Genomic DNA, 19741 nt, shown 5'->3' with positions numbered 1-19741 from the left:
CCCGGAGCCGTCAGGCCGGGCGCAGCAGCGCGAGGAACTGCTCGATCTCGGCGGCCATGTCGAGTGAGGGGTCGAGCATCCACGCGCCTTGGAGTCCATCGGCCAAGGCGTGCAGCGTGCGCACCACCCATGCGGGGTCGAGGTCGTCGCGCAGGCGGCCCGCTCTCTGATCTGCGGCGACCTGGGCGCGCGTGAAGGCCTCGACCCGTTCGGTACGCTCACGGAAGTACGTGTGTGCGGGATGCGACGGGTCTCCCGCCTCGGCAGCCAGCTGCGCGTAGAGCTGCACGAGTCCGGGGACGGAGGCGTTGTGGCGCATCACCGCGAGGAAGGCGGTGGAGGCGTCTTCGCCCGCATGCTCCTGCTCGTCGCGGTCGTCTCTGGCGCGGAGAATCGCGACGAACAGCTCCTCTTTGCTGCCGAAGTAGTGCAGGAGGCCCGCGGGGCTGAGCCCGGCGGCGTCGGCGATCTCTCGGACCGACGCCTTGCGGTAGCCGTGCTCGGCGACGACGGCGAGGGCGGCCTCGAGGATCTCCTCGCGCTTGGCGACGCCCTTCGCATATGCCCCTCGTGTCGCCATGGCTCCAGGGTAACCGTCACGGTCGGATCACAAAAACCGAACAACGTTCGTGAATGACTTGCGGCGGTGAACCGCGATCTGCGAGCATGTGAGTCGAATCCCGAACGATGTTTGGTATTAGCCCGCGACCGCTCAACGAGGAACGGCCATGTCCCTTCCCCCTCTCGATCCCGCCGCCGAACTCGCGCCGACCGGCACCATCCGTTCTCTCCCGCCCGCAGCGGGGAGCCGGCGGCGAGCCCGCCCGCGAATCGACGTCTGCTGCCCAGCCTGCTGATCGCCTCGCTGACCCTGTTCGCCACCTATGGCGGGCTCATCGCGATCCTCCTCCCCAGCCAGGTGCTGATGATCGACGAGGCGAACAAGGTCGGCAACCTCGCCGTCGTCACCACGATCTCCTTCGTCTTCACCCTGTTCGCGCAGCCGATCGTCGGAGCGTTGAGCGATCGCACGCGCTCGCGGTTCGGACGCCGGGTGCCGTGGATGGTGCTCGGCGCCATCATCGGCGGCATCTTCCTGTTCGGCATGGGCTCGCTGAGCGATATCCTCTGGATCACCGTGTTCTGGGTGATCATCCAGGTGGCGCTGAACTTCTTCCAGGCCCCGCTGACGGCCATCACCGCCGACCGTTTCCCGCGGTCGAAGCGCGGCGGGGCGAGCGCGATGATCGGGCTCGGCACGCAGGTCGGCATGACGGTCGGCATCATGCTCGCCGGTGCTTTCGCCGCGCAGATCGGCATCGGCTACGCGGTGTTCGGCGGTGCCGTGATCGTGGCGGCGCTGCTGTTCGCGCTCGTGAACCGGGACTGGTCATCGAAGCACGCGGCGGTCGACGCGTTCCGCTGGGGTGCGTTCTTCCGTGGATTCTGGATCGACCCGCGCCGTCACCCCGACTTCGCGTGGGCGTTCGCCGCGCGGTTCCTGCTGATCCTCGGCTACTTCGTCGTCAGCGCCTACCAGCTGTACATGCTCACCGACTACATCGGCCTGCCGTTCGCGGACGCCCAGGGCGCCGTCGTCACGCTCACCCTCGTGGCCTTCGTCCCGACGCTGATCGCGATCGCGCTGTCCGGGTGGTGGAGCGACAGGGTCGGTCGCCGCAAGGTGTTCATCTACGCCGCATCCGTGGTGATGGTGGCGGCGCTGGCGATGCCGCTGCTGCAGCCGAACATGACCGGCATGGTCCTGATGAGCATCATCAACGGTGTCGGCTTCGGGCTCTACATGTCGGTGGATGCGGCGCTCATGACCGAGGTGCTGCCGAACGAGGGCGTCTCGGCCGGCAAAGACCTCGGCATCCTCAACGTCGCGACCAACGTGCCGCAGGCGCTGAGCCCCGCGATCGGCGGTGTCATCATCACGGCCCTGGGCGGTTACGCGATGCTGTTCGTCTTCGCGATCGTGTTCGTGATCCTCGCCGCCGTCGCGACCGCGCCGATCAAGGGAGTGCGCTGATGACCAGGAACGAGCAGGAGAATGCTGTGATGACGGATACCGACTTCGAGACGACCGCCGACTTCGTCGAGGTGGCTACCGCCGCCGGCCGGGTGCGCGGACGCTGGCGCCCGACCACGGGTGGGCGGGGCAATCCACGATCGTCCGCGTTCCTCGGCATCCCGTTCGCCGAGGCGCCGGTCGGTGCGCTGCGGTTCCAGGCCCCCGTGCCGAAGAGACCGTGGGAGGGTGTGCGCGACGCTCTCGAGTTCGCAGCCACGGCGCAGCGCGGCGATCCGGGCGTGACGCTCATCCCCGAGCCGAGCATCGAGGGCGACAGCACGCTGAACGTCAACGTCTTCACCCCGGACCCGACCCGCGCCGAGCAGGGCTCCGGACTTCCGGTCCTCGTCTGGATCCATGGCGGCGGGTACTTCGCCGGGTCACCGGCCAGCCCCTGGTACGACGGCCGCAACTTCAACCGCGACGGCGTCGTGACGGTGTCTCTGTCGTATCGGTTGGGCTTCGACGGGTTCGGCTGGATCGAGGATGCCCCGTCCAACCGCGGTGTGCGCGACTGGCTGCTCGCCCTCGAGTGGGTGCAGCAGAACATCGCGATGTTCGGCGGAGACCCGGCGCGCGTCACGATCGCCGGGCAGTCGGCCGGCGGCGGTGCGGTGCTGACCCTCCTCGGCATGGAGAAGGCGCAGCACCTGTTCCACGGGGTCTACGCGATCTCGGGCGCACTCGCCGATGTGGGCGGTGAGCGGTCAGAGGCTTTCGGGCGCGGGCTCGCCGCCGCGGCCGGGGTCGCGCCGACCGTCGCCGGTTTCTCCTCGCTGTCGGAGGAACGCATCCTCGAGCTCCAGAAGAAGGCGACCGAGCTCGGCCCCGCGTCTCTGGGGAGCGTGATCGACGAGGGGCTCCCCTCGGGCCGACCGTCGACGGCGATCTGGTGCCGCGCTCCACGCGCGAGGCTCTCCGCGCCGGTATCGGCGCCGACAAGCCGCTCGTGCTCGGCGCGACCGATGACGAGTTCACGATGGTCTTCGCGGGCTCCGAGAAGAAGCTGCGCTGGGTGCCGAGGTCGTTGCTGCTGAACAAGCTCGGGCTGCCCAAGAGCGTGCGGCGGGCGTATCTCGCCGCCAACGCCGACATCACCGGGCTCGGCAACGCCCGGGTCGGTGGCCGGCTGCTCACCGACCGGATGTTCCGCACGGCGCTGCTGAAGGTCGTCGCCGACCGCGGCTCTGCGCCCACCTGGCTCTACCGCTTCTCGTGGCCGTCCGGGCACTTCGGCTTCGCCGAGCACTGCCTCGACGTGCCGTTCTTCTTCGACTGCCTCGACGGTCCCGCGATGGAGCCGCTCGCCGGACCGAACCCGCCGCAGGAGCTGGCCGACGAGGTGCACGGGGCTGCCGTCGCCTTCATCGCGGATGGCGACCCCGGCTGGCCGCGGCACCTCGGCCCCGCAGGCATCGCCCGGGTCTACGACGTGCCGACGCGCGACGTCTCCGACGCCTATGCGTCGGTGCGACCGTTGCTGCGCGCGACGTGACGCGAGTTCGAATCGCGTGGATGGCTCCATTCCCGAGGGAGATGGGACCACTCACGCGATTCCAAAGCGCCCGCGGGATCAGCTGACGCGATAGGCGCGGTAGTGCACGGCGTCGGTGCGGCGCTGGGCGGCCGCGACGTAGAGCTGTCGCTGGAGGTCGACGAGGGAGGGCGCTGCCGTCTCGATCGCGACCGTCGTGCGGAAGTAGTACGCGGTGGGATCCACGTCCTCTCCTCGTCCGAGTCGCTCCAGCACCTCCGGTGATCCGGTGCGCACCCCTCTCGCATGCAGCAGCAGGAGGTCGCCGGATGCGGTGCGCGCCGAGTAGCGTCCGTCGATCTCGATCGTGCCGTTCGAACGCACGAGCTGCCAATCCGCACCGCCCGGAAGGATCTCGGCCTCGACGATGCCGGTGATCCGCCCGCCGAGGATCGGGACGACCCGGCGATGGCCGGCACTGGTCGCACCGTGGTCCTCCAGCGGGCCGAGACGAACCGTGACATCGAAGGCGGCCTCGAGCGTCGGAAGGGGGAGCTGATCGTGCGGAGTGTTCACGGGACGTCCTCGTGTGTCGTGGAGGGGGCAGCATCCGGGTCGGTGAGCACGGCGCAGAGGCGCTCGAGCGCGGGCAATGCGGCGTCGAGTGCTGCGCGGTCCGCGTCGTCGAGCTCGCGACTCACACGCGTCACCAGGGCCGTGTTCACCGCATCGAAGCGGTCGAAGAGTTCCCGTGCGCGTGCGGAGGCGCGCACCGCCACGCGACGTCCGTCCGAGGGATCGGGGCCGCGCTCGACCAGTCCGTCGGTCTCCATCGCGCCGAGGAGGTTGCTCACGGTCGGGCGACTCAGCCGCAACTGCGCGGCGATCTCCGCCGGACCCCTGCTCGTGCCGTGCGGCAGGGCGCGCAGCACGTCGATCTGCGCATCCGACAGTTCGGGCAGGTCGGCTTCCGCGCGGGTCGCGGCGAGCAGCGCTCGCCGCAGCGGGAGATCACCGCGGCGAGCCGGGCGGCGTCGAGCGCGGTCACGCGCGCACCCCGGTCTCCGGCGCCGCAGCGTCGTCGCGTGCCGGGGTGAGCGAGGGCCGCTCGTTGAGCAACTCGGGCAGGAAGCCGGCCGCGACCTTGTAATCGGTCGCGATCCGTCGGCGTTCGGCGAGGGGGATCACCTCGTCGATGTCGCCGAAGCCCTCGGGTGCGCGTTCGTGCGCGAGCTGCATCACCCGCTCGGGTCCTGTGGCCCGCGTGCCGGCGAGGAGCGCGGTCATCGCGGGGCGACGGGCCTCTTCGTAGCGGGCGAGTGCGTCGTCGATCCCCGCGGGGGAGTGGTCGGCGCCCGCGAGGTGGAAGGCGAGCGTGCGGGCGTCGAGGATCGCCTGCGACCCGCCGTTCGATCCGTTCGGGTACATCGCGTGCGCCGCGTCGCCCACCAGGGTGGTGCGCCCGAACGTCCAGCGCGGCAGCGGATCGCGGTCGACCATCGGATACTCGAGGATCTCGTCGGCCGCGGCGATGGCCGCCGGCACGTCGAGCCAGTCGAAGTTCCAGCCGCGGAACAGTTCGGCGATCGGTGCCGGGTCGACCGCGCGGTTCCAGTCGGCGTCGCCGCTGCCGCCGACTCGACGTTCGGCGATGAAGTTCACGAGCATGCGGCCGTCGGCATCCGTCTCCGACAGGGGGTAGGCGACGAACTTCTGCTCGCCGTCGCCCGCCATGATCATGGTGCGTCCGTCGAGGAACGCGGGGATGCGGGCAGTGCCGCGCCACAGTGTGAGTCCGCTCCACGGCGGAGCACCCTCGTCGGGGAAGCGCTGGGCGCGCAGGGCGGAGTGGATGCCGTCGGCGCCGATGATCACGTCGGCGGTCTCCTCGACCTCGCCGTCGTCGGTGGCGAACCTCGCCGTCTCGGTGCCGTCGGGGTTCGACGTGGTGGCGATCAGGCGGTGCCCGAGGCGGATCGGCTCGGCGAGGCGGGCCTCCGCGAGATCGCGCAGCGCGAGCTGCAGGCGACCGCGGTGCACCGAGAGCTGGGGCCAGTGGTACCCGGCGTCGAGGCCGCGCGGCTCGCTCCAGATCGCCTGTCCACGGCGGGTGAAGTAGCTGAGGGTGGTGGGGGTGACGCCGGCAGCGGCGATCGTGTCGGCGACGCCGAGCTCGGTGAGCTCGCGCATCGCGTGCGGCAGCAGGTTGATGCCGACGCCGAGTCCGCGGATGGCGCTGCTGCGCTCGAACACGGTGACGTCGCGCAGGCCGGCCTCGTGCAGGCTGATCGCCGTGGCGAGTCCGCCGATGCCGGCGCCGATGACGATGATCTTCATCGATCTCTTCCTCCCGCCGCTCACCGTGAGCGGCGGAAGTAGTTTTGCAACAAAACCAGCTTCGGCGCAAGGTCCGCGTGTCAGGACCCCTGCGCCGTGCGGGCGGCCGACTCGACGATCACGTCGACGCCGAGGAGGAACAGCTCGCGATCCTGCAGCTCGGACAGCAGGATGCCGTTCTCGGCGATCAGCGGGAACTGCCGGGGGTCGGCGAGCAGGGGAGAGTCGATCCAGGGACTGTCGACCTCGTCGGTGTCACGCCCGGCGTGTGCCCGTGCGATCCCCGCCGCGCCGGCCAGCACGTGCGAGGCGAGCAGGGCGTAGTGGCGCACCAGATCCTGCCCGCGCAGGCCCGCGCGGTGGAACGCATCGAGCATGAGTTCGATCGCTGCGAGCTCGCCGGGGCCGTGCGTGGTGAGCGTGGTGGCCTCGGAGCCGATGGCCGGGTAGCGCGTGAACAGGGTCAGCGTCGCCTCGCTGAGCATGCGCAGCCGCCCGCGCCAGTCCTCGACCGGAAGGTCGACCGAGGCGGCGGCCTCGCCGTTGAGCTCGTCGAGGAGCGCGCTCATCAGGGCGTCCTTGCTGGCGAAGTGGCGATAGATCGCCGTGGGGTCGGCGCCCAGCCGACTTCCGAGGTCGCGCACCGAGATCGATGCCGTCCCGGTCGCGGCGAGTTCCTTCCCCGCGTCGATGATCATCGCGCTGTCGAGCCGCACGCGGGTGGGGGCCTTGCTGTTCGCCATCGTGTCTCCGGTCTTCCTCGCTCCATCGTGCCACGAGAAGGCACGCTCGCTCTCTGCAGGATAGAAGTTTCGCCACGATGCTGACAACAGTGTTGACAGGAGTGATGGCGATGGATAGCTTTATCGCGTTCCGGCAACTTCGACGACGAAGAAAGGCGCAGGATGTCGCGCGAACTCATCTTCCACGGGGGTCCCGTGTTCACCGGAAGCGGTGCACCGCTCCCGCACCACGCAGTGGTCGTCCGCGACGGACGCATCGCCGCCGTCCTCCCCGAGAGCGAGGTGGATGCCGTGGTGGCCCCTGGCGCGGCACGGATCGACCTCGACGGCGCACTGCTCAGCCCCGGATTCCAGGACGCGCACATCCACCCGGTCGGCGGCGGCATCGAACTCCTGCAGTGCAACCTGTCGGACGCCGAGGACGCGGCCGATACCGCGGCCCGCATCCGCGCCTACGCCGAGGCCCACCCCGCCGAGAAGTGGATCCTCGGCGGAGGCTGGAGCATGGACCACTTCCCCGGGGGAACCCGCCCCGCGCCCTTCTCGACGAGGCGACCGGCGGCCGGCCGGTGCTTCTGCAGAGCCGCGACCACCACAGCACCTGGGCGAGCACCGAGGCGATCCGACGCGCGGGCGTCACGGCCGAGACGCCCGACCCCGAAGACGGCCGCATCGTGCGCGAGGCCGACGGTCACCCGGCAGGCACTTTCCACGAGGGCGCCGGCGACCTGTTCGCGCACGTGCGCCCGGCGACGTCGACCGAACTCGCCTACCAGGGACTCCTCCGCGCGCAGGAGGAGCTCATCGCCCTCGGGATCACCGGCTGGCAGGACGCGATGGTCGGCGCCGACGTCGCCGGCATCGCCGACCCGATCTCGGCCTACGAGCGCGCGCTGCACGAGGGCACCCTCGCGGTCCACGTCGTCGGCGCGCAGTGGTGGGTGCGCGACGGGGGCGTCGACCAGGTCGCGCGCATGGTCGCCCGACGCGAGGCTGCGGCGGCGGCGCACCCGGATCGCCGACTCGACCTCGGCACCACGAAGATCATGGTCGACGGCGTCGCCGAGAACCAGACGGCGGCGATGCTCACGCCCTATCGCGACGAGACCGGTCACGACACGTGCAACCACGGCCTCAGCTTCATCGACCCCGAGCGGCTGCGCGAGTACGTCATCGCCCTGGATGCCGCAGGACAGCAGGTGCACATGCACGCGCTCGGCGACCGTGCGGTGCGCGAGGCGCTCGACGCCCTGCAGTCCGCGCGCGAAGTGAACGGCGACCCGGTCGGACGCCATCACCTCGCTCACCTCCAGATCGTCGCGGAGGCCGACGTCGCCCGCTTCGCCGACCTCGACGCCGTCGCCAACCTGCAGGCGCTGTGGGCGACGCACGAAGACCAGTTGGACGAGCTGACGCTGCCGTTCCTGCAGGACGGCCAGGAGGCACGGCAGTATCCGTTCGGCGACTTCGCCAGGGCCGGCGTGCGCCTGGCCGCCGGCAGCGACTGGCCGGTCTCGAGCGCCGACCCCATCGCCGCGATCCACATCGCCGTCAACCGGGCCTACCCGGAGTCGACCCAGCCGCCCCTCGGCGGCGCGCATCAGCGCCTCGACCTCGAGACGGCGCTCGCCGCCTACACCTCGGGCAGTGCCTACGTGAACCGGCGCGACCACGACACCGGCAGCATCCGCGAAGGCTACCTCGCGAACCTCGTCGTGCTCGACCCGAACCCGTTCGCCGTCGCCCCGGAAGACCTGTACCGCACCAGGGTCACCTCGACCTGGATCGAGGGGGAACCCGTGCACACCGCATCCCTCGAACCCCGCACCGCTCACCACACCTCTCACCCCAAGGAGTCCTGATGCACCGCTCGCTCCGCACCCGCCGTCTCATCCGCACCGGCGCCGCGCTCACCGGCATCCTCACCGTCGTCGCGCTCGCCGCGTGCAGCCCCCGCCGCATCGAACGGCGGCGACGACGACAAGGGAACCATCGACGCGAAGATCACCGACACGACCGCCGCGCCCAGCGGCGACATCGACTCGTTCACGTTCGCCAGCTACGCCGAGCCCTATTCGCTCGACTACGCCTACGCGTTCGATTACGCCGACAACCAGGTGCTCGCCAACGTGTGCGAGTCGCTGCTGCGCCTCAACCCCGACTTCTCGCTCACGCCCTCGCTGGCGGAGTCGTTCGAGCATCCGACGCCCGAGACCTGGGTGTACGACATCCGCCAGGGCGTCACCTTCCACGACGGCACACCCCTCACGGCGGCGGATGTCGTCGCCTCGATGTCGCGCCACCTCGACCCCGCGGTCGGGTCGTCGTGGTTCTCCGTCTACCAGAACGTCGTCGACATCTCGCAGACCGGCGACCACCAGGTGACCGTGACGATGTCCGGTCCGGACTCGCAGTTCAACCTGTCCATGGGAGGGTCGGCCGGAGTCATCGAGTCGGCGGCGACCCTCGCCGAGAAGGGCGCCGACTACGGCAACTCGACCGGCGGGGTCAACTGCACAGGGCCGTTCTCGTTCACCGGCTGGGAGTCGGGGGAGTCGATCACCCTCACCCGTTACGACGACTACTGGGACGACGCCCTGAAGGCGCGCTCCGGCGAAGTGCGGTTCGTGTTCATGGGCGACTCCACCGCGCGGGTGAACGCACTGAAATCCGGCAGCGTCGACGGGAGCTGGATGATCCCGATCGAGGCGGTGCCGCAGCTCGAGGCATCGGGCAAGGGCGATCCGCTCTTCGGGGCCTCCACGGCGGTCGGCAATCTCGTCATCAGCGACCTCGACGGTCCGCTCGGGGATCTGCGGGTGCGCAAGGCGCTGCTCCTCGCGATGGACCGGGACGGCATCGTGCAGGCCGCGGCGCGCGGGGTCGGCGAGGTGACCGACGTGTTCACCACGGAGGCGGTGTGGCGGGCTGCCTCAGACGCCGCGCGGACGGCGGCGTTCGACGACGTGACGCACTACGAGCAGAACCTCGAAGAGGCCAAGAAGCTCATCGCGGAAGCCGGCGCCGAGGGCGCGGAGCTCACCTACGTCACGGCGCCGATCGGCAACGACTTCGCCGTGATCTCGCAGGCCACGGCGGCGGCAGCGCAGTCCATCGGGCTGAAGGTGAACATCGAGTCGGTGAGCCCTGCCGCGTACACGGCGCTGTTCTCCGACCCGAGTGCCCGTGAGGGAGTCGACCTCTTCTACACGAGCTGGTACCTCTCCAGCCCGGACGCCCTCGAGATGTACTCGGTGCTGCGCACGGGGGAGTTCAGCAACTACGGCGGCTGGAGCGACCCCGAGTTCGACGAGGTCGTGAGTCAGGCCATCGCGACGGACGACCCGGCGGCGCGCAGCGAGCTCACGGCGAAGGCCCAGCAGATCGCGAACGCCGAGCTCCCGTGGCTGCCGATCTCCACCGGCCCGCTGCCCCTGTTCCAGGGCGAGCGCATCACCGGTGTGTCCCCGTCGATGGCGTTCCTCTACTATCCGTGGGCCGCAGAGATCGGCGCCCGCTGACGATGGGTGCTGCACGACGCGTCGCGGGGAAGCTCGGCGGCCTGCTGCTGACGCTCTTCCTCGCGTCGCTGCTCGTCTTCTTCTCGCGCTTCCTGGTGCCGGGGATCCGGTGAGCTTCCTCCTCCGAGGGCGGAAGCCGAGTCCGGAGGCGATCGCCGAGGTGACGGCGCAGTACGGGCTGGACAGGTCGCCGGTCGAGCAGTACCTGCGCTGGATCGGCGGGGTGGTGCGCGGCGACTTCGGCCGCTCGCTCCAGTTCCGGCAGGACGTGAGCGTGGTCATCGGCGAGCGCCTGCCTGTGACGCTCACGCTCGTCGTGATGGCGGGGACCATCATCGCGGTCGTCGGGCTGGTGCTCGGTGCGGTGGCCGCCCTCAACCGCGGCAGGGTCGTGGACCGCGTGGTCCTGATCGGCCTCACGGTGCTCGGGGCCATCCCGTCGTTCGTGGGCTCCATCGTGCTGATCGCAGTGTTCTCCGTGCAGCTCGGCTGGTTTCCGTCGTTCGGATCGGGTGAGGGGTTCCCCGACATGGTCTCCCACCTCGTGCTGCCGTCGATCGCGTTGGCGATCGTGTTCATCGTGCTGGTCGGCAAGGTCACGCGGTCCGCGATGGTCGAGCAGCTCGGGCGCGAGCACGTCGAGGTCTCGGTGAGCCGTGGCGTGACGCAGACGGTGGTCGTCCGCCGGCACGTGCTGCGCAACGCGCTCGGTCCGATCCTCACGGTCAGCGGCGTGCTGGTGGCCGGCCTCATCGTGGCGAGCTCGATCGTCGAAGCCGCCTTCGGTCTCGCCGGGATCGGCTCGCTCCTCGTCCAGTCCGTCGACCGGTTGGACTTTCCCGTCGTCCAGGCGATCGTGCTGCTCGTGGTGACGGCGTTCGTCGTCATCAACGCGATCGTCGACATCCTCGAACCCTGGATCGATCCGCGATCCGCCGCTGGAGCTGGTGCCCGATGACGACCCCGACCCCCACCCTCGCCGTGCGCGTGCTCCGCTCGCCGCGGATCCCTCGTCCGCCGTTCCTGTTCACGCTCAGTGCGATCGTGCTGGCCGTCGTGACGCTGTCGGCGATCTTCGCGCCCTGGATCGCCCCCTACGACCCGGATGCCGTCGACTTCACGGCCTTCTACGCACCGCCGTCGGCCGCGCACTGGCTGGGCACCGACGCGCTCGGGCGCGACACCCTCAGCCGCATCATCTGGGGCGGCCGCACCGCGCTGATCGGTCCGCTCGCGGTCGTGGTGTTCTCCACGGTCCTCGGCATCCTCCTCGGACTCCTGGCCGGATGGCGCGGAGGGTGGATCGACGCCGTGCTCGGCCGCGTGTTCGATGTGCTGTTCGCGTTCCCGTCGCTGCTGATCGCGATCATGGCCGTCGCCCTGTTCGGCAAGGGGCTCGTCGCACCGGTGATCGCCATGAGCATCGCGTATGCGCCGTTCGTGGCGCGGCTGACCCGGTCGCTCGTGGCGGCGGAGCGCAGCAGGCCCTATGTCGCCGCGTACCGGGTGCAGGGCTTCGGGGGCGCATGGATCGCGCTGCGTCGCGTGCTGCCCAACGTCACGCCCATCATCGGCGCGCAGTCGACCCTGAACTTCGGATACGTGCTCGCCGAGCTCGCCGGCCTCTCGTTCCTCGGCCTCGGCGTGCAACCGCCCACGGCGGACTGGGGCGGCATGATCAACGAGGCGCAGTCCGGCATCGCCTCCGGCCAGTTCCTCCCGGCGATCGCGCCGGCCGTCATCGTCGTGATCGTCGTCGTCGCCGTGAACATCATCGGCGAGGAGCTGTCCGACCGCATCGGAGGGGAGATCCCCGCATGAACACTCCAGACACCGATCTCGTCGGCGCCCCGCTGCTCGACATCCGGAACCTGACCCTGGATCTGCCGAACGGCACCCGGCTGCTGCACGGCATCACCCTGCAGGTCGCACCGGGGAGACCGTCGGGCTCGTCGGGGAGTCGGGCTCAGGGAAGTCGCTCACCGCGCGGGCCGTCCTCGGCCTGCTGCCCGACCGTGCAGCAGTCGGAGGCGCCGTCGAGGTGGAGGGGCGGTCGCCGCTCACCGCCGGCGTCGATCGGCAGGAGATCCGCCGGCACAGGGCCGCGATGGTGTTCCAGGATCCACGCGCGGGCATCAACCCGATGCGCACGGTGGGCGATCACGTCACCGAGGCGCTGCGGCTGTGCGAGGGGTGGCCGAAGGACGATGCTCGTGCGCGGGCCGTCGAGCTCCTCGCCGCGGTACGGCTCCCGGCGCCGGACGACCACCTCGGGCAGCATCCGCATGAGCTGTCGGGCGGGATGCTGCAGCGGGTCATGATCGCCGGCGCGCTCAGCACCGCTCCGCAGCTGCTGGTCTGCGACGAGCCGACCACCGCCCTCGACGTGACGACTCAGGCCGAGATCGTGCAGGTGCTGAGGGACCTGTGTGCCCAGAACGGCATGGGGATGCTCTTCATCACCCACGACCTCAACCTCGCGGGGTCGCTGTGCGACCGACTCGTGGTCATGAAGGACGGCGTCGTCGTCGAGGAAGGGCCCGCCCGCGATGTTCTCGTGGACCCGCGGGCGGAGTACACGCGGCGTCTGGTCGCCGCGACCCCGCGCATCTCCGGCGGCGTCACCGCGGCCTCCGTGCCGCCTGCGACGTCGGGACCGTCGGAGGAGTCGCGGGGCGAGGGTGCGCAACTGTTCGTGTCGGGCGTCGGGAAGACGTACCGGCGGCGGGGCAGGGCTCCCGTCGCCGCCGTGGTGCACGCCGACCTCGTGATCCCGCGTGGGGCTCTCTCGCCGTGGTGGGCGAGTCGGGGTCGGGCAAGTCGACGCTCGCGCGCATGATCGTCGGACTCGAAGAGCCGGATGCGGGCGAGATCCGCATCGGAGGCCGCGCGATGGCCGGCATCCCCGTGTCGAAGCGCGATCGACTGGAGCGGGCGAAGAGCGTGCAGATGGTGTTCCAGGATCCGTACCTCTCGCTCGACCCGCGGATCCCGGCCGGACGCGCGATCGAAGACGTCCTGACGCTGCACACCGGGCGCACCGGAGCCGCTGCCACCGACCGCGCCCTCGAACTCCTCACCGCGGTGGGTCTGGGGAGGAGCACCTGACCGCTCGTCCGCGCACGCTCTCCGGAGGTCAGCGGCAGCGGGTCGCGATCGCCAGGGCGCTCGCCGTGGAGCCCGAGCTGCTCGTGATGGACGAGGCGACGAGTGCCCTCGACGTCTCGGTGCAGGCCCAGGTGCTCGACCTCGTCGCCGGGATCAGGCGGGACCAGGGCCTCACTCTGCTCTTCATCAGCCATGACCTCGCCGTGGTGCGGAAGGTGTGCGCCGAGACCATCGTGATGCGCCGAGGGGAGATCGTCGAGGCGGGCCCGACCGAACGGCTGCTCGAGCACCCGCAGCACGACTACACGCGCCTGCTGATCGACTCGGTTCCCGTCCCTGTCTCGTGACGCGCGTCTGGCTGGTCCGGCACGGCGAGAGCCTCCTCAACGCGGCGAGACGGATGCAGGGATGGGCGGATGCTCCGCTCACCCCCGACGGTCGCGCGCAGGGCGCAGCGCGCCGGCAGGGCTTCGCCGCGGAGGGCGTGGTTTTCGACGCTGCGGTGTCGGCGGACGGCCTCCGGCACCGCGAGACGGCCCGCGCGCTGTGCCCCGCGAGCGCGCTGCGGGAGGACGCCGGGTGGCGCGAGGCCTGTTTCGGGACGTTGGAGGGTGCGCGCAGCGCAACGCTGGCGCGGCGCCTCGCGCATCATCGAGACGCCGCCGATCCGCTGCGCGCCGTGCTGACCGAGCTGTCGGCGAGCGCGGGCGGCGAGCATCCGGATGCGGTCGTCGCCCGGGCGCTCGCCGCGCTGGACCGCGCGGCCGACGACGGAGACGAGGTGCTCGTCGTCACCAGCGGTGTGACGATCCTGCTGCTGCTCGACGCGCTCGGCGCCGACCTCGACCACGTCGTGGCGGGACCTGCGAACCTCTCGGTGTCGACGGTGGAGGGCGGGCCCGGTCGCTGGTGTGTGACGCGTGCGGTCGATCAGGCGATGTAGACCTTGCGGAGCGTCTCGGTGACGGTCCACGTGGTCCTCATACCTTCGGCGAGGCGCACGACCGACCCGGGACCGACCTCGAGATCAGGCAGCCCGGACGAGGTGAACGCGATCGTGGCGCGGCCCGACAGGACGACGAACACCTCGTCGGCCTCGGTGTCGGTCGCGGTGCCGGGCGTCATCTCCCAGATGCCCACCTCGACCCCGCCGAGCGTCGAGAGCGTGTGGGCGGCGGTCATCGGCGCGCCGTCGACGACCTCGTCGGCCGGCAGCGGTTCATGCGAGAGCACCAGGGTCGTGGCATCCACCCCGGCTCCGGCGGCGAGGCCGGTCACGAGTCGAAACCCATGCCGAGCGCGTCGAGGGTCTTGAGGAACAGGTTGCGCCTGCCCTCGTTGTGGTCGGCCTGGTTCATGGCCGCGCGCACCAGGTTCACGCCGATCGACGCGGCGGGCTCGGGCGGGAACGGGATCGGCTTCTCGCGCACCATCCGCAGCTCGGTCCGCTCGGTCTCCTCGCCCGACAGCTTGTCGAGCATGACGTCGGCGGCGAAGCGCGCAGCCCCCACTCCGAGTCCTGTGAAGCCGGTCGCGTACGCCACGCGTCCCTTGCGAGCGGTGCCGAAGAATGCGCAGAACCTGCTGGACGAGTCGATCGCCCCTGCCCAGCGGTGCGTGAATCGCAGCCCTTCCAGTTGCGGGAACGTGGTGAAGAAGTGCGAGGCGAGCCTGCGGTGGCTCTCGATACGGTCCTCGTACTCCGTGCGCACCTTGCCGCCGAAGTGGTAGATCGCGTCGTAGCCGCCGAACAGGATGCGGTCGTCGGCGGTGAGCCGGTAGTAGTGGAACTGGTTCGCGCTGTCGGCGAGTCCCTGGCGGTTCGACCATCCGATCGAGGCGAGCTGCTCGGTCGAGAGCGGCTCGGTCATCAGCACGTAGTCGTAGACCGGCACGGTCATCAGGCGGTTGCGCCTGAGGAGCGAGGGGAAGACGTTGGTGCCGAGCGCGACGGCATCGGCCACCACGCGGCCGTTCGGGGTGACCAGCGTGATCTGGCCCGATCCATCGCCCTCGATGGCGCGCACGATGCTGTGCTCGTGGATCTCGACACCGAGGTCGGCCGCCACTCGAGCGAGCTCCAGGCCGAGCTTGGCGGGGTGCACCATGGCACAGCCGTCGCGGTCCCAGTCTCCGGCGAGGAAGGTCTCGGAGTGCACCTCGGCCTGCACGGCCTCGCGGTCGAGGAAGCCCGGCTCGTCCCGGTACCACTCGACCTGGTGCGGCTCGACGGCGACGGCCAGCTGCCCCGTGCGCTCGAACTCGGCATCCATGCCGTAGCGGGCGATCGTCTCCTCGATGCGCCGTCGAGGTTGGCGTGTCCGAGCTCCTCGAGCCGGTCGATCTCCTCCGGCCAGCGCGTGACGCCGTTCTCGTGGCCGTGCGTCAGGCTCGACTCGCAGAAGCCGCCGTTTCGTCCGGATGCCGCCCAGGCGATGCGCGACGCCTCCAGCAGGACGACCCGCCGTCCGGGGTCGCGCTCCTTGGCGCGCACAGCGGTCCACAGCCCCGCGTAGCCGCCGCCGACCACGGCGAGATCGGTGCGGACGGTTCCCTGCAACGGCGGGTGCGTCGGACGCTCGACGTCGTCGAGCCAGAAGACGCCGAGGCTCGTGTCACGCAGCGAGAGGTCGACGACCCCCTGCGGTGGCGGCTGACGTTCGAAGACGGTGGTGCCCATGTTCACTCCGATGTGAAAGGGGGCGCCTCAGCGCGTTCCCCAGTTGTAGAGGTCTTTGTAGAGCCCCGCGTAGAGCAGGCTCTCGGTGTGCGCGACGCCGGGGATGGTGCGGATGCGGGTCGCGATGAGGTCGATCAGGTGCTCGTCGTTCTCGCACACCGCTTCGACCAGGATGTCGAAGGTGCCGAGCGTGACGACCACGTAGGCCAGTTCGGGGATCGTGGTGAGTTCCTCCGCGATCGCGCGAGGGTCGCCCGAGACACGGATGCCGATCATCGACATGCGGTGGAAGCCGAGCTGCATCGGATCCGTGACGGCGACGATCTGGATGATGCCCGCCTCGGTCATCCGCTGCACGCGCTGCCGCGCCGCGGCCTCGCTGAGTCCGACCTCGCGCGCGATCTCCGCATAGGGTCGACGGCCGTCCTCCTGGAGCAGCTCGACGATGCGCTTCGAGATGTCATCCAGGGCAGGCTGGGCGGGTTTCGTGCTCATGTGACGATATTGTCAGTCTGAATCGACTTATGCAACTGATTCAGTCGTCAACTTCGGATTCGTCTTCAGATTCCGCATTGGACGCGCTAGCATGTCGACATGTCTCGCACTCTTCTGAAGACCTCCGCGCCGTTGCAGAACTTCATCGGCGGACGATTCGTTCCCGTCACCGGTACGCAGCGGATGCCGCTGCTCGATCCGGCCACGGAAGAGGCCTACGGCGAGCTTCCGATCTCGGACCGCGGCGACGTGGATGCCGCCTACGCCGCGGCATCCGCCGCGTTCCCGCTCTGGCGCGACACCACCCCGGCCGATCGACAGCTGGCGCTGTTCCGCATCGCCGAGGAGATGGCGGCCAGGGCCGAGGAGTTCGCCGACCTGGAGTCGCAGGACACGGGGAAGCCGCGCGCGACCCTGGTCGCCGACGAGATCATGCAGTCGATCGACCAGCTGCGGTTCTTCGCCGGTGCCGCCCGCAGCCTCGAGGGGCGCGCCGCCGCGGAGTATCTCGCCGGGCACACCTCGTTCGTGCGCCGAGAGCCCATCGGCGTGATCGGCCAGGTGACGCCGTGGAACTACCCGCTGAACATGGCGGTGTGGAAGATCGCACCCGCGCTCGCCGCCGGGAACACCGTCGTGCTGAAGCCGGCGGAGTCCACGCCGCTGACGACGCTCCTGCTGGCCGAGATCGTCGCACGGCACACGCCGGCGGGCACCCTGAACGTGGTGCTGGGCGACCGCGACACCGGCGTCGCGCTGGTGGAGCATCCCACCCCGCAGATGGTCGCGATCACCGGGTCGGTGCGGGCGGGGATGGCTGTCGCGCGGTCGGCGGCGGACGACGTCAAGCGTGTGCACCTCGAGGTCGGCGGCAAGGCTCCGGCCATCGTGTTCTCGGATGCCGCCATGGACAAGGCGGTGGAGGGCATCGTGGCCGGGGCGTTCTTCAACGGAGGACAGGACTGCACGGCGGCGACACGGGTGCTCGTGCACGCTTCCCGACACGATGAACTCGTTGCAGCACTCGTGGCGCGTGCGCGCAGTCATGCGCGCACGGGTGGTCCGCGCGAGGAAGGCGTGCTCTACGGTCCGCTCAGCAGCGCGGCGCAGCTCGCCCAGGTGCAGGGATTCATCGACCGTCTCCCCGCGCACGCGAAGATCGAGACCGGAGGTCGGCGGCAGGGCGATCGCGGCTACTTCTGGGAGGCCACGATCGTCACGGGCGTGCACCAGGACGACGAGGTGGTACAGGGCGAGATCTTCGGCCCCGTGCTGACGGTGCAGTCGTTCACCGATGACGACGAGGCGCTGGAGCTCGCGAACGACGTGCCGTACGCGCTCGCCGCCTCGGTCTGGACCACCGATCACGGGCGGGCGATGCGGTTCTCACGCGATCTCGACTTCGGATGCGTGTGGATCAACACGCACATCCCGTTCGTATCGGACATGCCCCACGGCGGGTTCAAGCACTCGGGATACGGCAAAGACCTGTCGCAGTACGGGTTCGACGATTACACGCGCATCAAGCACGTGATGAGCGCGCTCGACTGAGGGGGTTCGTCGGTCAGGGAGACAGAGTCTTCACCCGGCGGTGCTCACGCAGGGTGAGCTGCGGGCGCTCCTCGATCTTGATCGCCCCGTCCTCCTCCCACCCGTGGCGGGCGTAGAACGCATCGGCACGATCGTTGCCGTCGAGCACCCACAGGTAGGCGCGAGTGTGGCCCGCTGCGGCGATCCGATGTTCGGCCGCCTCGAGCAGCGCATGCCCTGCCCCGGTCGACCAGGCCGAGGGGTCGGCGTAGATGCCGTAGACCTCTCCGTCGGCGAGACCGTCGGGGTCGCGGCCTGACCCGATCGACGCCCAGCCCACGACGTGTCCGTCGCGCTCGGCGATCAGGAGTCCGAGTCCGGTCGGCAGCGGTTGCGCGATGATGCGTCGCCACCCCGCGGCCCGCTCGTCGATCGAGAGGCCGTCGAGCACGGCCTGCTCGATGAGGCCGCGGTAGGCGGCCTGCCAGGAGCGGACGTGCACGTCGGCGACCTCTTCGGCGTCTTCGATACGGGCGTCGCGGATCACCAGCGGGCTCATCCCTCCACCCTAGGGCGGCCGGGACGGAGCCGGCGCGACCCGGCGGGTCGCGCGTCCGTTCAGCTCACGTGATCCCGCATCCACGGCAGGGGGTCGATGGCGACCGTGTTGATGTGGACCTCGAAGTGCAGGCAGGAGCCGAACACATAGCCGGTCGATCCGACGTCGCCGATGTACTGGCCCTCTTCCACGCAGTCGCCGACCTCGACCGCTCGGCTGCCGTACGTCATGTGCGAGTAGACCGTGCTCACGGCCTGCCCGTCGACGATGCTCTCGATCTGGATCGTCACGCCATAGCCCTGATAGCTCTCGGTCGAGCGGGAGACGCAGCCCTTCATGGCGGCGTTGATCGGCGTGCCGACCGGTGCGGCGAAGTCCTGGCCGAGGTGCGATCGGCCCGGCCGCGAGGCGCCGAAGCCGTCGGTGAACGAGTAGGTGCCGTCGGCCATCGGCATGACGATGCGATCGGCGGTGGGGATGTCGACCGCGCTCCCGAGCGGCATGCCGGCAGCGAGTGCGGCGGCGACGGCACGGGACCGGGTCTCCTTGATCTCCTCCGGCGTCGTCGCGGAGAAGTTCCCCGTGGAGCGATCTCGGCGCGGATGTCGTCGGCCGACGTGTAGGACTGCGCGACATCGACGGCGGAGACGGCGGACTTGGTCGCAGCGGCGGACGCATCGCCGGTGGGGGTGAGTGCGGGCAGAGCGGCTCCGGTGACCATCACGCCGATCGCGAAGGTGGCTCCGAGTGCCTTGGCTTTGGCCCACGGTCGCCGCGCGCGGTGTGCGGGCGCGGGGTGCCTTCCGTGGGGGCGCTTCCCAGGGTTCGAGGACTCGGGCCTTTCCGTCGCGGCGGGCTGCGGCGACGGGGCGACCTCTTCGTCGGGAGTGTGCACCGCGCGGCGAGGCTGCGGGTCGGCGGTCTCGCGCTGAGGCTGCGGGTCGGCGGTCGCGCTGGTGCGCAGGTCTCGCCGCAACAGCGGTCGGGGTGCGGCAGGGCGTTCTGCGGGAGCGTCCGAGGCGTCGTGAGCGTGCTCGGGTGGCAGGGCGTTCGTGACGGGGTCCTTCCGGGAAAAGCAGGTGTGCGCGGCGGGTCGATCCCCCCTCGAGCGCGACCGTTACCGTTCTGTAATGTAAACGCCGAGACCGGGAAGGTCAAATCGAGCACGCCATGTCGCCGCCTTCCCGCCCGGAAGAGGGGACCGACCATCGACCGGC

General features: G+C 70.1%; 20 protein-coding genes and 5 pseudogenes. 14 read left to right on the top strand and 11 right to left on the bottom strand.

The genetic code is table 11. From position 1 onward, the window contains the following. Nucleotides 1-10 precede the first annotated feature (10 nt). Nucleotides 11-580 (bottom strand): TetR/AcrR family transcriptional regulator, encoded by a 570-nt coding sequence (locus K1X59_RS17560; protein ID WP_220173633.1) that lies wholly within the window; start codon nucleotides 578-580, stop codon nucleotides 11-13. A 66-nt stretch (nucleotides 581-646) separates the two neighbouring features. Between K1X59_RS17560 and K1X59_RS17555 the strand changes: the two genes are divergently transcribed. The 3 genes and pseudogenes from K1X59_RS17555 (at nucleotide 647) to K1X59_RS21925 (ending at nucleotide 3572) form a co-directional block, all read left to right on the top strand. Next, a complete protein-coding gene (locus K1X59_RS17555; RefSeq protein ID WP_220173632.1) occupies nucleotides 647-2035 on the top strand; it encodes an MFS transporter in 1389 nt (462 codons plus the stop codon). Next, a pseudogene (locus tag K1X59_RS21930) lies at nucleotides 2035-2829 on the top strand (carboxylesterase family protein); the annotation flags it as partial. The gene K1X59_RS17555 and the pseudogene K1X59_RS21930, both read left to right, overlap by 1 nt. 140 nt (nucleotides 2830-2969) lie before the next feature. Next, nucleotides 2970-3572: a hypothetical protein gene (locus K1X59_RS21925; RefSeq protein WP_258566916.1), complete on the top strand. Its 603-nt coding sequence runs from the start codon at nucleotides 2970-2972 to the stop codon at nucleotides 3570-3572. Nucleotides 3573-3650: 78 nt separating this feature from the next. Here the strand turns inward: K1X59_RS21925 and K1X59_RS17545 are convergent, their stop codons facing one another. The 4 genes from K1X59_RS17545 to K1X59_RS17530 all read right to left on the bottom strand — a co-directional run bounded on the left by K1X59_RS17545 (nucleotide 3651) and on the right by K1X59_RS17530 (nucleotide 6631). Then, complete coding sequence (locus K1X59_RS17545; protein WP_183150991.1) at nucleotides 3651-4127, bottom strand: DUF3237 domain-containing protein; 477 nt, start codon at nucleotides 4125-4127, stop codon at nucleotides 3651-3653. Further along, nucleotides 4124-4504 carry a MarR family winged helix-turn-helix transcriptional regulator gene (locus K1X59_RS17540; protein ID WP_258567234.1) on the bottom strand — a complete coding sequence of 127 codons (381 nt, stop codon included), beginning with the start codon at nucleotides 4502-4504 and terminating at the stop codon, nucleotides 4124-4126. Before K1X59_RS17540 ends, K1X59_RS17545 begins: the two co-directional genes overlap by 4 nt. A gap of 91 nt (nucleotides 4505-4595) precedes the next feature. Further along, on the bottom strand, nucleotides 4596-5888 hold the full coding sequence (locus tag K1X59_RS17535; protein WP_220173630.1) for a flavin-dependent oxidoreductase: 1293 nt from the start codon (nucleotides 5886-5888) through the stop codon (nucleotides 4596-4598). A gap of 80 nt (nucleotides 5889-5968) precedes the next feature. Beyond that, nucleotides 5969-6631 (bottom strand): TetR/AcrR family transcriptional regulator, encoded by a 663-nt coding sequence (locus K1X59_RS17530; protein WP_183150989.1) that lies wholly within the window; start codon nucleotides 6629-6631, stop codon nucleotides 5969-5971. Nucleotides 6632-6793: 162 nt separating this feature from the next. Here K1X59_RS17530 and K1X59_RS22545 point away from each other — a divergent pair. Together K1X59_RS22545 and K1X59_RS17525 are read left to right on the top strand one after the other, a co-directional pair. Then, a pseudogene (locus tag K1X59_RS22545) lies at nucleotides 6794-7078 on the top strand (amidohydrolase family protein); the annotation flags it as partial. A 122-nt stretch (nucleotides 7079-7200) separates the two neighbouring features. After that, complete coding sequence (locus tag K1X59_RS17525; protein ID WP_309491597.1) at nucleotides 7201-8493, top strand: amidohydrolase; 1293 nt, start codon at nucleotides 7201-7203, stop codon at nucleotides 8491-8493. Here K1X59_RS17525 and K1X59_RS17520 read toward each other — a convergent pair. Continuing rightward, complete coding sequence (locus tag K1X59_RS17520; RefSeq protein WP_220173629.1) at nucleotides 8475-8681, bottom strand: hypothetical protein; 207 nt, start codon at nucleotides 8679-8681, stop codon at nucleotides 8475-8477. The genes K1X59_RS17525 and K1X59_RS17520 overlap by 19 nt on opposite strands. Before the next feature lie 67 nt (nucleotides 8682-8748). On the opposite strand from K1X59_RS17520, the gene K1X59_RS17515 reads away from it, so the two are divergent. The 8 genes and pseudogenes from K1X59_RS17515 (at nucleotide 8749) to K1X59_RS17495 (ending at nucleotide 14203) form a co-directional block, all read left to right on the top strand. Further along, nucleotides 8749-10152, top strand: coding sequence for an ABC transporter substrate-binding protein (locus tag K1X59_RS17515; RefSeq protein ID WP_258566915.1), 1404 nt, complete (start codon nucleotides 8749-8751; stop codon nucleotides 10150-10152). A gap of 109 nt (nucleotides 10153-10261) precedes the next feature. Beyond that, a complete protein-coding gene (locus tag K1X59_RS17510) occupies nucleotides 10262-11110 on the top strand; it encodes an ABC transporter permease (RefSeq protein WP_309491596.1) in 849 nt (282 codons plus the stop codon). Beyond that, nucleotides 11107-11973, top strand: coding sequence for an ABC transporter permease (locus tag K1X59_RS17505; RefSeq protein ID WP_183150987.1), 867 nt, complete (start codon nucleotides 11107-11109; stop codon nucleotides 11971-11973). Before K1X59_RS17510 ends, K1X59_RS17505 begins: the two co-directional genes overlap by 4 nt. Before the next feature lie 169 nt (nucleotides 11974-12142). After that, nucleotides 12143-12991, top strand: a pseudogene (locus K1X59_RS21920) (ATP-binding cassette domain-containing protein); the annotation flags it as partial. Beyond that, nucleotides 12988-13260, top strand: a complete 273-nt coding sequence (locus K1X59_RS21915) for a hypothetical protein (protein WP_258566914.1) — start codon at nucleotides 12988-12990, stop codon at nucleotides 13258-13260. The pseudogene K1X59_RS21920 and the gene K1X59_RS21915, both read left to right, overlap by 4 nt. Further along, a pseudogene (locus K1X59_RS21910) lies at nucleotides 13257-13310 on the top strand (hypothetical protein); the annotation flags it as partial. The gene K1X59_RS21915 and the pseudogene K1X59_RS21910, both read left to right, overlap by 4 nt. A gap of 15 nt (nucleotides 13311-13325) precedes the next feature. After that, nucleotides 13326-13607 carry an ABC transporter ATP-binding protein gene (locus K1X59_RS21905; protein WP_258567267.1) on the top strand — a complete coding sequence of 94 codons (282 nt, stop codon included), beginning with the start codon at nucleotides 13326-13328 and terminating at the stop codon, nucleotides 13605-13607. After that, nucleotides 13604-14203, top strand: a complete 600-nt coding sequence (locus K1X59_RS17495) for a histidine phosphatase family protein (RefSeq protein ID WP_220173628.1) — start codon at nucleotides 13604-13606, stop codon at nucleotides 14201-14203. The genes K1X59_RS21905 and K1X59_RS17495 overlap by 4 nt, the downstream gene beginning before the upstream one ends. Here the strand turns inward: K1X59_RS17495 and K1X59_RS17490 are convergent. The 3 genes and pseudogenes from K1X59_RS17490 to K1X59_RS17480 all read right to left on the bottom strand — a co-directional run bounded on the left by K1X59_RS17490 (nucleotide 14191) and on the right by K1X59_RS17480 (nucleotide 16435). Further along, a complete protein-coding gene (locus tag K1X59_RS17490; RefSeq protein ID WP_183150985.1) occupies nucleotides 14191-14538 on the bottom strand; it encodes a cupin domain-containing protein in 348 nt (115 codons plus the stop codon). The genes K1X59_RS17495 and K1X59_RS17490 overlap by 13 nt on opposite strands. Beyond that, nucleotides 14535-15940 (bottom strand): annotated as a pseudogene (locus K1X59_RS17485) (NAD(P)/FAD-dependent oxidoreductase). Before K1X59_RS17485 ends, K1X59_RS17490 begins: the two are co-directional and overlap by 4 nt. Before the next feature lie 27 nt (nucleotides 15941-15967). Then, nucleotides 15968-16435: an Lrp/AsnC family transcriptional regulator gene (locus tag K1X59_RS17480; RefSeq protein ID WP_183150983.1), complete on the bottom strand. Its 468-nt coding sequence runs from the start codon at nucleotides 16433-16435 to the stop codon at nucleotides 15968-15970. Between the two features lie 99 nt (nucleotides 16436-16534). Here K1X59_RS17480 and K1X59_RS17475 point away from each other — a divergent pair, with 99 nt between their 5' ends. Next, nucleotides 16535-17986: a gamma-aminobutyraldehyde dehydrogenase gene (locus K1X59_RS17475; protein ID WP_183150982.1), complete on the top strand. Its 1452-nt coding sequence runs from the start codon at nucleotides 16535-16537 to the stop codon at nucleotides 17984-17986. A 13-nt stretch (nucleotides 17987-17999) separates the two neighbouring features. Here the strand turns inward: K1X59_RS17475 and K1X59_RS17470 are convergent, their stop codons facing one another. Beyond that, on the bottom strand, nucleotides 18000-18524 hold the full coding sequence (locus K1X59_RS17470; RefSeq protein WP_183150981.1) for a GNAT family N-acetyltransferase: 525 nt from the start codon (nucleotides 18522-18524) through the stop codon (nucleotides 18000-18002). Nucleotides 18525-18583: 59 nt separating this feature from the next. After that, nucleotides 18584-19027, bottom strand: a complete 444-nt coding sequence (locus K1X59_RS21900) for a M23 family metallopeptidase (RefSeq protein ID WP_244632150.1) — start codon at nucleotides 19025-19027, stop codon at nucleotides 18584-18586. Nucleotides 19028-19741 lie beyond the last annotated feature (714 nt).

Origin of the sequence: Microbacterium sp. Se5.02b (assembly GCF_019464375.1) — a bacterium.
Lineage (GTDB): Bacteria > Actinomycetota > Actinomycetes > Actinomycetales > Microbacteriaceae > Microbacterium.
The sequence above is the reverse complement of the archived record's forward strand: the minus strand, read 5'-3'. Positions and strand labels throughout refer to the sequence as shown.

Excerpts from the sequence above, each read along its gene's own strand:
- K1X59_RS17560 (WP_220173633.1), bottom strand. The coding sequence starts at position 580 with ATGGCGACACGAGGGGCATATGCGAAGGGCGTCGCCAAGCGCGAGGAG.
- K1X59_RS17535 (WP_220173630.1), bottom strand. The coding sequence starts at position 5,888 with ATGAAGATCATCGTCATCGGCGCCGGCATCGGCGGACTCGCCACGGCG.
- K1X59_RS17530 (WP_183150989.1), bottom strand. The coding sequence starts at position 6,631 with ATGGCGAACAGCAAGGCCCCCACCCGCGTGCGGCTCGACAGCGCGATG.
- K1X59_RS17505 (WP_183150987.1), top strand. The coding sequence starts at position 11,107 with ATGACGACCCCGACCCCCACCCTCGCCGTGCGCGTGCTCCGCTCGCCG.
- K1X59_RS21915 (WP_258566914.1), top strand. The coding sequence starts at position 12,988 with ATGATCGTCGGACTCGAAGAGCCGGATGCGGGCGAGATCCGCATCGGA.
- K1X59_RS17480 (WP_183150983.1), bottom strand. The coding sequence starts at position 16,435 with ATGAGCACGAAACCCGCCCAGCCTGCCCTGGATGACATCTCGAAGCGC.
- K1X59_RS17475 (WP_183150982.1), top strand. The coding sequence starts at position 16,535 with ATGTCTCGCACTCTTCTGAAGACCTCCGCGCCGTTGCAGAACTTCATC.
- K1X59_RS17470 (WP_183150981.1), bottom strand. The coding sequence starts at position 18,524 with ATGAGCCCGCTGGTGATCCGCGACGCCCGTATCGAAGACGCCGAAGAG.
- K1X59_RS21900 (WP_244632150.1), bottom strand. The coding sequence starts at position 19,027 with ATGCCGCTCGGGAGCGCGGTCGACATCCCCACCGCCGATCGCATCGTC.